The organism is Paludibaculum fermentans, from assembly GCF_015277775.1.
GTDB classification, from domain to species: domain Bacteria; phylum Acidobacteriota; class Terriglobia; order Bryobacterales; family Bryobacteraceae; genus Paludibaculum; species Paludibaculum fermentans.
On record NZ_CP063849.1, the window covers coordinates 1,345,451 to 1,357,805 of the forward strand.

Sequence of the window (12,355 nt, forward strand, 5' to 3'; positions counted from 1 at the left end):
CGAGCGTTTTGTCGCGTACTCATCATATGCCCGAGGTCCGTCCCGCGCGAGGACGGCCCTCGGGTTCTACCGCCGTCCACTTCCCTAGTAGTAGCCGAAGCGGCGCGCAAACCAGTTCTTCATCAACTGCGCCATCACACCGTAGGCCGTGAGCGCCGCCACCAGCCACACGAAATACACGCCGGGCAGCGGGGTCAAACCGATCGTCTTTCCGAACGGCGAAAAGGGGATCGCCAGGCCGGCGCAGATCACCACGCCAGTCAGCAGGCTCAGCGGCAGGGCTGCGCGGCTCTCCAGAAACGGGATCTTGCGCGTCCGGATGATGTGGACTATCAGCGTCTGAGAGATGAGCCCCTCGACAAACCATCCGGTCTGGAAGAGAGACTGGCCCGCATGCGTGTTCGCCCCGAACACGAACCACATCAGCGCGAAGGTGGCGTAGTCGAACAGCGACGACACGGGTCCCAGAAACAGCATGAAGCGCGCGATCGCCGGCACGTTCCATTTGCGCGGCTCTTTCAGATACTCCTCATCGACGTTGTCGAAAGGAATGCCGATCTGCGAGAAGTCGTACAACAGGTTCTGCACCAGCAACTGCACAGGCAGCATGGGCAGGAACGGGAGCCAGGCGCTGGCGCCCAGCACGCTGAGCATGTTGCCGAAGTTCGAGCTCGTGCCCATACGGATGTACTTCACGATATTGCCGAACGTGCGCCGTCCCTCCAGGACACCCTCTTCCAGCACCATCAGGCTCTTCTCCAGCAGGATGATGTCGGCCGACTCCTTCGCGATGTCTACGGCCGTATTCACAGAAATCCCGATGTCCGCTTCACGCAGGGCCGCCGCGTCGTTGATTCCGTCGCCCAGGAAGCCCACCACATGGCCGCGGGCTTTCAACGCCGCGATCACGCGCGCCTTCTCCATCGGCGATACCTTTGCGAAGACGGCGGTGGTGTCCACTGCCTGCTGCAACTCCTCGGTGCTCATCCGCGCGATCTCCCGGCCCAGCAGGATGCGCCCGGCTTCGATGCCCACCTCCGTGCAGATCCGGCGCGTCACGGTGTCGTTGTCGCCGGTGAGGATCTTCACCGAGACTCCGTGGGCCTTCAGCGCCTGGATGGCCGGGGCGGCAGACTCCTTGGGCGGGTCCAGGAAAGCGACGAAGCCCGCCAGGATCAGCTCGGTCTCATCGGCAACGGAATAGACGGCCTTGCCCAACGGGAACTTGCGGTAGCCTACCGCAATCACGCGGAACCCCTCTTCGTTCAACTCGCGGGCCATGCGGAGCGCGCCTGCCCGCAACTCGTCTTTCAAGGGGACCAGTTGCCGGTCGACATCCACCAGCGTCGTGATCCGCAGCATCTCCTCCACTGCGCCCTTCGTGATGAGGAGCTCTTCCGCTTTCTCCGTTTCCACGGCGACGGACATGCGGCGCCGCCCGAAGTCGAAGGGGATCTCGTCCACCAACCGGTAATCTGTTGCCACGTGCAGGCCCTGCTCCAGTTCGGCATGCTGCAGCACCGCGACATCGAGCAGGTTCTTCAAACCCGTCTGGTAATAGCTGTTCAGGTAAGCCAGTTGCAGCACCTTTTCCGATGCCCGGCCCAGCACGTCGAGATGCCGTTCCAGCACGACGCGGTCCTGCGTGAGCGTGCCGGTCTTGTCGGAGCAGAGGACGTCCATCGCGCCGAAGTTCTGGATGGAGTGCAGCCGCTTCACGATCACCTTCTTGCGCGACATGTTCACCGCGCCGCGCGCGAGGTTTGCGGTCACCACCATCGGCAGCATCTCCGGAGTCAGGCCCACGGCTACCGAGAGCGCAAAGAAGAACGCCTGCCCCCAGTCGCCCTTGGTCCAGCCATTGAGGACGAACACCAGGGGGACCATGACGAGCGTGAACCGGATGAGCAGGCGGCTGACGCGGCTCACGCCCCGGTCGAACTCCGTCTCCACCCGGCGTCCGGTGACTTCGCGGGCCAGTTCGCCCAGATGCGTGGCAGCGCCTGTCTGGAGGACGAGCCCCGTTCCCGTGCCGCTAATGACGTTCGTGCCCATGAAGCAGAGCATGGGCCGCTCAGTCAGTTCCAGGGTGTCCGCCGAATCCTCCTGGGCCGACTTTTCCACCGGCATGGATTCGCCCGTCAACGCCGCCTGGCTGACGAAGAGATCCTTGGCCGCCAGCAGACGCAGGTCGGCGGGAATCATGTCGCCGGCCGAGAGATGCACAATGTCGCCCGGCACCAGTTCATCCACCGCGATTTCGGCTTTCCCTCCGTCACGCGTCACCGTGGCGGTGGTCTGGACCATCTCGTTCAACTTCTCCGCCGCTTTGCTCGACCGGAACTCCTGGGCAAAGCGTAGAATGGCGCTCACCAGCACCATCGTCGAGATGATTGTGGCGGCCTCGGAGTCTCCGCTGATGGCGGCTATGCCGGCCAGCGCCAGCAGCAGCAGGATGAAGGCGTTGTTGAACGCATGCAACAGATGGCGCCACCACCCGTTCGACTCTTCCCGCACAACCGTATTCGGACCGTACTCGCCCAGGCGCTGTTCAGCGGTTTCGAGAGACAGCCCCTGGAGGCCGGCTCCGAATTCATTCATGAGCGTCAGGGCGTCGGTTTGGGACGCGTGTTCCAGCACCCTCTTGTCATTCTTCAGGGCGCGGCCCGCGGGTTTCACCTTGAGGCCGTTGATCTTCTTGAGCTCGAGCTCCACGAGTGGTTTGAGCATGGCGTTGCATCTCCTCTCGTGGCCGCAGTTCGCCGGAATGCGCCCGCTGCTCTACATCACGCGAAGGGAATGTCACCCGGGCGCCGCCTGGTGGCTGGCGCTCGAGCAAGGTCCGCTCACGCGCTGAGAGCGCGGGCACAGACTAAAGACCGGAAATGAGTGGTTTGGGGTAGGGGCTGCTGCGCGGCGTATCGTCTTCGCCGCGAGAAACCCGCCTGGATGCCCTAGGAAGTGAAGGGCAGGGAAGACCGGTCGAATCTCACGGCGGAAGCGCAATCCGCCAGCAGCAAGCCCACCCGCAAAGGAGGCTCTTTCCGCTGGGTTATTGAACTACTGCCACTAATCGTTTCCATTTGTCGTTGCACGGAGCCTTTCAGACTCCACCGTAAGGGTAGGCCAATCAGGTAAGGTTCGTCAACCAGCCAGCTCCACTTTTAGGAGGTGGATGCTCGGTGCCGGCTTGTTTCCTCGATCTCCACCGCTGGCGGGGCGTATCAGCGGCGGGAACGCGGTCTGTGAGAGTCGGGTAACTAGAAGAAACCAAACAGAAAGGAGCTCTCGGCGGATCGCCGGTCGAGGTCGCTGCCGGTTCAACCGCACGAAGATGTAAAGAATTCGCATTTTAGTGTAGTAAATAGATCTACTAAGTCGTATACTTCTTTCAGTGAACCGTATTCTCTATAGACATCGGTGGCTTTTAGGGCTGTCAGTTGTCCTTCTCGGCGCCTTGGCCTCTCGCGGCATCCTCGCCGCCAGCGATCGCCAACCCGTTGTGAAGACACAGGGTTTCCTGCCGTTTGCCGATGCGCCCATCTACTACCGGACCTCGAAGACCCTCTCAGACCAGATCACTCGCCTGAATCAGCAACTGGAGCGGAACGAGGTAAAGCTGGACTACGACTCCACGAACGGCTATCTCCGCTCGGTCCTGCAGCACCTTGGGATCCCGGTCAGTTCACAAACCTTGGTCTACTCGAAAACCAGCCTGCAGTTCCAGCACATTTCTCCGGCCACGCCGCGCGCCCTCTACTTCAATGACAACGTCTACGTCGGCCAGGTGCTCAACGCGAAATCGCTGGAACTCATCGCCTTCGACGCCACGCAGGGCGCGGTCTTCTATGTGCTGGGCGAGCAGAAGGTAAGCGCGCCCCGCTTTGAACGGGCCCAACTCGATTGCGTCCAGTGTCACATTGCCGTTGCCACACACGGCATCCCGGGCGTCATCGTCCGCTCCGTCCTGACGAATCCAGCCGGCTATCCGAAAGGCGGAGCGGCGGTGCACACGATGGGCCAGGAGACCCCCTTTGCCGACCGCTGGGGCGGCTGGTATGTCACGGGTTCGCCCACCGCTGAAACCCATGCGGGCAACATGAAGACCGGCAACGCGCCCACCGAATTCGGCCGCAATCTGCCCAGCCTGAAAGGCGTCATCGACACGGGCCGGTTCCTGTCGGACCAGAGCGACATCGTGGCCCATCTGGTCCTGGCGCACCAGACGCAGATGCACAATCTCATCACGGAAACGAACTACCGCTACCGCCTGGGCGCCCACGCTGATTCGGAAAGAGCTCGCAAGAGCGGCCAGGAGTTCACTGGCAACTCCGAGGAAACGCGCCGCCAGTACCAGGCCGCCGCCGAAGCTACCCTTCGCTATCTCCTCTTCACGAACGAGGTGCCCCTGGCTGCCCCCATTCAGGGCGGTTCCGGCTTCACGGCCGACTTTGCGGGTCTCGGACCCAGGGACCGCCGCGGCCGCTCCCTGCGCGATTTCGATCTCCAGAACCGTATCTTCAAGTACCCGTGCAGCTACTTGGTGTATTCAGATGCCTTCGACGCGATCCCCGCTCCGGCTCGCGAGTATCTTCTGAATCGATTGTTTGAAGTACTCACCGGACGCGATCAGAGTCACGATTTCGCCGGGCTCTCCGCCGCCAATCGGCGCGCCATTCTCGAAATCCTGGTCGATACCAAACCGGGGTTGCCCGCGGAATGGACGCAGTTCCTTCAGCAGCAGGCCAAGTCTCGATACACCACGCCGGGCTCCACCCCGGCTCCTCTCCAACGCTAAGCAACAAGAAAGGATCGTCTGCATGCGCTTCTTCACGAAATCATTGGCCCTCACGGCCAGCCTGGCCTTGGGGCTCACCGCCTCGGCCGCCGATAACCTCGAAGGACGCTGGGCGGCCACGCTCAAGTCGGCCTCCGGCGTCGAGATCCCCTTCCGCCTCGACATCACCCGTCAAGGCGATCAGGTCGTTGGCACGCTCTACAACGGGCGCGATCCCAAGACCACGTCCAGCGCCTCCATCCACGATGGGAAGGTAGAGCTCAACTTCGAGCACTACCTCACCTCCATCCAGGCGGATGTGAAAGACGGGGAACTGGACGGCAGGATCATCTCCCTGCGCAAGGCCACCACCGCCGCCGGCCCGCAGGGCAACCAGCAGTACGCAGGAACCGAGAACCGGAACAACGCGCCGCGCAACGCGCCCACGCCCTTCCACGCCAAGCGGTACGTCGCGCAGGCCGCGAAGGCCGCCGGCGAGGTCCCGCAGATCGGCGGAGTCTGGGAAGTCGCGCAGGAGACGCCGAAGGGTGAAAAGGCCTGGCGGCTGGTCGTGGAGCAGAATGGAGCCGAGATCCTCGCCACCGTGCTCCGCATCGACGGCGACGCCGGCGGCCTGACCGGCGAATACCAGGATGGCAAGTTTGTGGCCAGCCACTATGACGGCGCCCGCCCCGGACTCGTCGTCCTCACGCCCCAGCCCGATGGCAGCCTGAACGTCAAACTCAACGCTGTCCCGCGCGTGGTGGAGCTGACCGCCTTTCGCCCTGAAATCGCCCGCGCCAAGGGTCTGCCGGAACCGTCCAATTTCCTCACGCACACCACCGTCCGCGACCCCAATGAAGTCTTCACCTACAGCTTCCCCGATGTGAACGGCAAGATCATCTCGAATGAAGATCCCATCGTGAAGAACAAGGTCGTCATTGCCGTGGTCACCGGAACCTGGTGCCCCAACTGCCACGACGAAGCGCAGTACCTGGTCCAGCTCCAGAAGAAGTACGCCGATCGGGGCGTGCAGATCATCGCGCTCGACTTTGAGGAAGAAGATCAGTTGAAGTCGCTGACCCGTGTGAAGTCATTCATCGCCAAGTATGGTGTGCCGTACCCCTACCTCATCGCCGGCACCCCGGCCGAGATGTGGGACAAGGTGCCCCAGGCCGTGAACCTCAACACCTGGCCGGCGACCTTCTTCATCGGGAAGGACGGCAAGGTGAAGGCGGTCCACTCGGGCTTCGCCGCTCCGGCCAGCGGTCCCTATCACATCGCGCTGAAGGAAGAGTTCACCTCGATCCTCGAGAAGCTCATCAAGGAACAGCCCGCTGGTGAAAACGCGCCCATCACCACGGCCCGTGCCGAACTCCGCTAAGACCTGCTTTTGTTGTTGACCACTGATCCGCCAGATCAGCCATTCCGTCCGCCGGAGCCCGACGTGGCACCGGCGGACGCATTTTTCAAACCTATGGTCTCCCGATACATCCTGCTTCTGTTTGCTCCGCTTGCATGGGCCGCCCAGGAGCCCGCCGCCGTCCTGGCTATCACCTCGGATGCTCCAGCCGCCATCGAGCTCGATGGCAATCCCATTGGACGGCTCGATCCCGGTACGCCCCTGCGCATCCAAACCACGCCCGGCGAGCATATCCTACAGGCCCTGCCCGCTGGAGGCGCTCCGGCGTGGCGCAAAACCGTCATGGTCTCCTCCGCATTTCCGGCGGATGTCAAAATCCCGCTCCGCAGCCATATGGAGCGCATCGAGATTGAGAAGAGCGGGCTCTGGAAGGACGAACGCACCGGACTGACTTGGAGCGCGGCCGACAGCGGCTCCGGAGTCACCGTCAGTCAGGCCCACGCTTACTGCGGCCGTCTCACCACCGGGGGCTTCCAGGATTGGCTCCTGCCCTCCATCGAGCAGCTCCAGACCCTGTTTGGGGGAGAGGCGGATGAGCGCGGCTTCCGCGTGATCGCTCCACTGAAACTCACCGGCTGGTCGTGGAGTTCTACCCAGGGCAACGAACCTGCCGAGAACTGGACGCTCGACCTGGGCGACGGTGCGCGGGCCTCTGTCGCCGCGGGCGATGCCGGGCTGAACCGGGCACTGTGCGTCCGGCCCGCACCGCCGGAATCCGCGAAGTCGACCGTCCGCCGCTAATCCGCTGCCCCCCGCTTTGCCCGTGCCGGAACAACTTGGGATAAATCCTCCATTCTTGATATTGGGAGCCTGGGATCGGCATTTTCATCTCCGCAATGTGGGAGAATCACGCAAAGGAGTTTTCCCTATGATCCTGCGATCCCTGCTGCTCGCCTTCGTCTGCGCCGCTATGGCGTTCGCGGCCGACGTAACCGGAAAATGGACGGCTGAGTTCGACACTCAGATCGGTCAACAAAAGTACACCTACGATTTCAAAGTCGCGGGCGATAAGCTCACCGGCAAACTCAAGGGCGGCCCGGGCGACGCAGCCAACGAGTCCGAGATCAAGGATGGAAAGATCAGCGGCGACGAGATCTCTTTTGTCGAGATCTTCAAGATGGAAGGCAATGAAGTCCGGATCGAGTATAAAGGCAAAGTCTCGGGCGACGAGATCAAGTTCACTCGCAAGGTAGCCGACTTCGCTACCGAGGAACTGACGGCCAAGCGGGCCAAGTAGGCTCCGGCCGAAATAGGCTGCCTGTCCATGCGTGGCCCCATGTATTCTTCATACATGGACAGACGCAAGTTTCTCGCCCTGGCGCCTCTTGGTGCCGGCGCCCTCATCGCTGGCCGCTCCGCCCTGGCCGCCGCCCCGGCCAACAAGCGGGAGCGCATGCTCCAATGGCTGGCAGGCAAGACCGATCCCAACTACACGCCCGCCGCGTTCTTCCTCCATTTCGGCCCGCAGTACAAGACCGGATCCGCTGCTGCCCGGCGCCACATGGAGTACTTCCGCGCTACGGACATGGATTTCGTCAAGATCCAGTTCGAGCAGACTTACGACCGCCAGCCCAACCTCAACACTCCGGCCGACTGGGCGAACCTGAAGCTCCAGAAGCTCGATTTCTACGAAGCCCAACTGCAGACAGTGAGGGACCTGGTCAGGGACGCAAAGAAAGACGCCCTGATCCTGATGACCCTCTACTCGCCCTACATGTGCGCCGGGCACTGCGCGACGGCACCCCTGCTGCACAAGCATCTGGAGGAGAATCCGGAGGCCGTGAAGCGTGGCATGGAGATTCTCACCGAAAGTCAGATGCTTTTCGTGCGCGCCTGCATTAAGGCCGGCGTCGACGGCTTCTACATGTCCACCCAGGGGTCCGAAGCGAAACAGTTCAGCACGCCGAAGGTCTTCGCCAACTATGTGAAGCCCTTCGACCTCGTCGCCATGAAGGAGATCAGCAGCTCCTGCCCCTTCAACATCCTGCACGTTTGCGATTACAACGCGCCCTACTCCGGCTACGAAGCCACGCTGGACTACCCCGGCCAGGTCGTCAACTGCAATCCCAAGCTGATCGGCAAACAACTGGCGCTGCCCGAAATCGCGAAGATGTTCAAGCGCCCCTTCATGGGCGGGCTCGACCGGCACAACCTGCTGGCCGCGGCGACGCCGCAGCAGTTGAACGAAGAGGTTCAGCGCGTCGTGAAGAGCGCTCCGCCCCAGTTCATCCTGGGCGCTGATTGCACCGTGGCCGGCGACACGGACTGGAAACGCCTGCGCCAGATCATCGACGCCGCGCATCACTCCGGCCAGAAAGCGTAGCCGGGCTTACAGCCGTACGGGTTGGTGCTTCTTCACCCAATCGGGGTCGAGATCGGCCCCGAAACCCGGCCCCGTCGGCACTTTGATCTTGCCGTTCACTACCTTCATCGGGGCGGTCTTGCACTCATACTTCACGTGGGTCTTGAAGGACTTGAACTCGTGGTGTTCGCCGGCGTTCGGCGCCGCCGAAACGAACTGCACATCGTAGAGGAAGCCCAGCCCGCCGCCCGACATGTGCGGCACAATCGTCTTGCCGAAGGCCGCCGCCATGCGCGCCACTTTCATCGACCGGATCAGGCCGCCGAAGTAGTAATTGTCCGGCTGCACAATATCCAGCCCGTCGTTCGCCATCAGCCAGCGGAAACCATAATAGTCGAAATCCTGTTCGCCGTTGGCGATCGGAATCGTCAGGGTGTCGGCCACCTGTTTGATCTCTTCGATGTGATCGAACTTCACCGGTTCCTCGAAGTACACGAACTTATACTGCTCCAGCAACCGGCCCACGCGAATGGCCTCCGGCACGGTATAGAAACTGTTCGAGTCCGCGTAGAGGGCCATCTTGTCGCCAAACGTCTTGCGCACCAGCGGCACGATCTTTTCAGTCCGTCCGGGCGGTCCCTCCGCATACATATCCGTGGTCATGAACATCAGCCCGCCGATTTTGATCTTCAGCGCGTGGATGTCATATTCCGCCACCGCGCCCTGGATCAGCTTGAGTGACTCTTCCACCGGCTTCTCACGCCACTCCGTGGCCATGTACACGCCCACTTCCTTGTGGTGAACCTCTCCGATCAGTTCACCCACGGGCTTTTGCGCCATGCGGCCCAGCATCTCGAGAATCGCGAATTCCACCGTGGCCAGGGGCAGGCCCAGCGCCAGTCCGCTGAACCGGAAATTGAAGCCGAAGATGAAGACCTTCTCCAGGATCAGGTCCAGTTCGCGGGCGTCCTTGCCCAGGAAGAACGGCGCCACATCCTTCAGGAAGATCGGGAACAGCCGGTTCATTGTGCTGTGCGCGACCGAGATGCCCTCCGCGCCATCCTTGGAACGAACCCGGCACAGGTAGGCGCCATCCAGGTGCAGCAACTCCACTGACTCGATGATCACCGGGGCAGTGAAGTACTGCCGCTTCAGCACCGGCTGTTTCAGAATCGCGTCCAGCTTGTCATAGCGGGCCTGCACCGCCGGGCTCGGCGCGGCCGCGGCAGGCAACGCGGCCAGGCCCGCGCCGGCGGCAGCGGATAGAAAACTACGGCGATCAGCTTTCATGCGATGGATCTCCTCGACTCACGGGCCGCCGAAGCACTGGTAACCCGGAGCATCGCTCCGCCTGGCGCCCTCACGCGGCGCCGGACGAAACCGCCCTCAATCTATCACGCCAGGCCCTCGAGTTCCCCTGGCGTTCCCGGAAAGTCAGATCGCATACACCTGCCCCACCGGTTTCTGATACAAAAGTTCACATGCCCGTTTTGCCGTTAGTCTCGGATGCCGCTCGTGTGTCGAGTCATTCTCCGGTCACCAAGCCCGCGCCCAGCCCGGGGGCAGGGAACCGCCGCGCCCTGGGCAACGCGCAACCTGGGCCTTTCGGAGCTCTCCGCCCGTGAAAGGGCCCGCCCTCCACGCCCTCGCCCTCCTGGCGCTCCTGGCCCCGCACGCCGCCGCCCAGAAACAGAACGAGTCCTACCAGCTCCACATCCACCGCGCCCCCTCGCCCGTCGTCATCGACGGCAGCGCCCACGAACCCGCCTGGGAATCCGCCGACGTCGTCAATAACTTCTGGATGGTCCTCCCCATGGACACGGGCAAGGCCAATGTGCGCACCGATGTCCGCATGATGTACGACGACAAAAACATCTACCTCAGCGCCATCTGCTTCCACGGCAACGTCCCTGGACCCTTCATGGTCGAGTCCCTCCGCCGCGACTGGGGCTTCGGCAACAACGACAACTTCATCTTCTTCCTCGACACCTTCGACGACCAGACCAATGGCTTCACCTTCGGCGTGAATGCCGCCGGAGCTCAATGGGACGGACTGCTCTACGAAGGCGGTAAAGCCAATCTCAGTTGGGATAACAAGTGGACCTCGGCCGTCAAAACCTACGACGACCGCTACGAGATCGAAATCGCCATCCCGTTCCGAAGCATTCGATACAAGAAGGGCATCACCCGCTGGGGCGTCAACTTCAGCCGCCTGGATCTCAAGACCACTGAGAAGTCTTCCTGGACGCCCATCCCGCGCCACTTCCCCACGGCAGCCCTCGCGCTCACCGGAGTCCTCATCTGGGACGAACCGCCACCCTCCCAGGGTCCCAACATCTCCCTCATCCCCTACGCGCTGGGCGGCATCAGTACGGACCATCAAGCCAATACACCGCGCGAGATCCGCCACGATATCGGTCTCGACGCCAAGATCGCCATCGGCTCCGCCCTGAACCTCGACCTCACCGCCAATCCCGACTTCTCCCAGGTCGATGTCGACCAGCAGGTCACCAATCTCGACCGCTACGAGCTTTTCTTCCCCGAAAAGCGCCAGTTCTTCCTCGAAAACGGCGACCAGTTCGCCAACTTCGGCTACGCCACCATCCGCCCCTTCTTCAGCCGGCGCATCGGCCTCGGCGGCGTCCCCATCCGCTTCGGAGCCCGCCTCAGCGGCAAACTCAATAAGGATTGGCGCCTCGGCATCATGGACATGCAGACCGGAGCCGAGGACGGCCAGGGCCTGCCTCCGCAGAACTTCTCCGTCTTCGCCCTGCAGCGCCGCCTGTTCAGCCGCTCCAATATCGGCATACTCCTCGTCGACAAGGAGTCCGCCTCTTACCAGTCCGCCACCCGGCCGCCCGCGCCTTCCACCTATAACCGCAACGCCGGCCTCGAGTACAACCTTGCTTCCGCCGACAACCTCTGGACCGGCAAACTCCTCTATCTGAGGTCCTTCCAGTCCGGCAATCAGAAAAGCGGCTCGGTCTACGCCGGCCACCTGCAGTACAACAGCCGCCGCTGGCTGCTCCTCGGCCAGTCGGAGAATATCGATCCCCACTACACCGCCGAAGTCGGCTACGTCCCCCGCAACGGCTACCGCCGCGGTCTCACCAGCATCGGCTACACCTTTCTGCCGGAAGGCGGACGCATCCTCAGCCACGGCCCCATCCTCAACAGCAGCAATTTCTTCGACTGGCAGGGGAAACTCAGCGACTACGAGACCACCCTCGGCTACACGGTCACCACCCGCGGCTTGAACGTCTTCACCGCCACCGCCGGAACAGATTACGTCCGCCTCTTGCAGCCCTTCGATCCCACCAACTCCGGCCGCGAAAAGCTGGAAACCGGCACCGTCCACCGCTGGAACTTCTGGACCACCAAGTTCGACTCCAAGCCGCAAAGCGTCCTGCGCTACGGCTTCTCCACGCTCTATGGCGGCTACTACGCCAATGGCACGCGCCTCAACCTCACCAGCACCATCGGCTACCGCATCCAGCCCTACGTCAGCCTCACCGGCTCAGTCAGCTACAACGACATCCGCCTCAAGGAGCCCTGGGGCCACAACACCTTCTGGCTGATCGGCCCGCGCTTCGACGTGACGCTGACCAACACGCTCTACTTCACGACGTTCGTGCAGTACAACGAGCAGCAGAAGAACATGAACGTGAATACGCGCATCCAATGGCGCTACAAGCCGGCCTCGGACGTCTTCCTGGTCTGGACCGACAACTACATGCCGGAGTACCTGCAACCGGGCCAGAACGCCCCCGGCCTGTTCGCAGTCAAGAACCGTGCCCTCGTCCTGAAGTGGACCTACTGGTGGAACCTGTAGACGAAGAAATGGGGGCGTTCC

8 protein-coding genes are annotated in these 12,355 nt (G+C 62.3%); 6 read left to right on the forward strand and 2 right to left on the reverse strand.

Translation table 11 applies throughout. The features are described from left to right. Positions 1 to 84: 84 nt before the first annotated feature. The gene (gene mgtA, locus IRI77_RS05405; protein WP_194451055.1) at positions 85 to 2,730 is read right to left on the reverse strand and encodes a magnesium-translocating P-type ATPase; all 2,646 of its coding nucleotides are present in this window, start codon (positions 2,728 to 2,730) and stop codon (positions 85 to 87) included. Between the two features lie 727 nt (positions 2,731 to 3,457). Between mgtA and IRI77_RS05410 the strand changes: the two genes are divergently transcribed. From IRI77_RS05410 to IRI77_RS05430, 5 genes are all read left to right on the forward strand, one after another. Next, positions 3,458 to 4,798, forward strand: a complete 1,341-nt coding sequence (locus IRI77_RS05410) for a hypothetical protein (RefSeq protein ID WP_194451056.1) — start codon at positions 3,458 to 3,460, stop codon at positions 4,796 to 4,798. 22 nt (positions 4,799 to 4,820) lie between these two features. Further along, the gene (locus IRI77_RS05415; protein ID WP_194451057.1) at positions 4,821 to 6,161 is read left to right on the forward strand and encodes a peroxiredoxin family protein; all 1,341 of its coding nucleotides are present in this window, start codon (positions 4,821 to 4,823) and stop codon (positions 6,159 to 6,161) included. Positions 6,162 to 6,254: 93 nt separating this feature from the next. Further along, entirely contained in the window at positions 6,255 to 6,941 is a 687-nt protein-coding gene (locus tag IRI77_RS05420; protein WP_194451058.1) for an Lcl C-terminal domain-containing protein, read from the forward strand. A 127-nt stretch (positions 6,942 to 7,068) separates the two neighbouring features. Continuing rightward, the gene (locus IRI77_RS05425) at positions 7,069 to 7,437 is read left to right on the forward strand and encodes a hypothetical protein (RefSeq protein ID WP_194451059.1); all 369 of its coding nucleotides are present in this window, start codon (positions 7,069 to 7,071) and stop codon (positions 7,435 to 7,437) included. A gap of 54 nt (positions 7,438 to 7,491) precedes the next feature. After that, on the forward strand, positions 7,492 to 8,523 hold the full coding sequence (locus tag IRI77_RS05430) for a uroporphyrinogen decarboxylase family protein (protein ID WP_194451060.1): 1,032 nt from the start codon (positions 7,492 to 7,494) through the stop codon (positions 8,521 to 8,523). A 6-nt stretch (positions 8,524 to 8,529) separates the two neighbouring features. Here the strand turns inward: IRI77_RS05430 and IRI77_RS05435 are convergent, their stop codons facing one another. After that, a complete protein-coding gene (locus IRI77_RS05435; RefSeq protein WP_194451061.1) occupies positions 8,530 to 9,792 on the reverse strand; it encodes a mandelate racemase/muconate lactonizing enzyme family protein in 1,263 nt (420 codons plus the stop codon). A 331-nt stretch (positions 9,793 to 10,123) separates the two neighbouring features. On the opposite strand from IRI77_RS05435, the gene IRI77_RS05440 reads away from it, so the two are divergent. Then, entirely contained in the window at positions 10,124 to 12,334 is a 2,211-nt protein-coding gene (locus IRI77_RS05440; RefSeq protein WP_194451062.1) for a carbohydrate binding family 9 domain-containing protein, read from the forward strand. Positions 12,335 to 12,355: the final 21 nt, after the last annotated feature.

What these genes read in the sequence shown, in the direction of transcription:
- mgtA (WP_194451055.1), bottom strand. Translation starts at nt 2,730, where the DNA reads ATGCTCAAACCACTCGTGGAGCTCGAGCTCAAGAAGATCAACGGCCTC.
- IRI77_RS05415 (WP_194451057.1), top strand. Translation starts at nt 4,821, where the DNA reads ATGCGCTTCTTCACGAAATCATTGGCCCTCACGGCCAGCCTGGCCTTG.
- IRI77_RS05420 (WP_194451058.1), top strand. Translation starts at nt 6,255, where the DNA reads ATGGTCTCCCGATACATCCTGCTTCTGTTTGCTCCGCTTGCATGGGCC.
- IRI77_RS05425 (WP_194451059.1), top strand. Translation starts at nt 7,069, where the DNA reads ATGATCCTGCGATCCCTGCTGCTCGCCTTCGTCTGCGCCGCTATGGCG.
- IRI77_RS05430 (WP_194451060.1), top strand. Translation starts at nt 7,492, where the DNA reads ATGGACAGACGCAAGTTTCTCGCCCTGGCGCCTCTTGGTGCCGGCGCC.
- IRI77_RS05435 (WP_194451061.1), bottom strand. Translation starts at nt 9,792, where the DNA reads ATGAAAGCTGATCGCCGTAGTTTTCTATCCGCTGCCGCCGGCGCGGGC.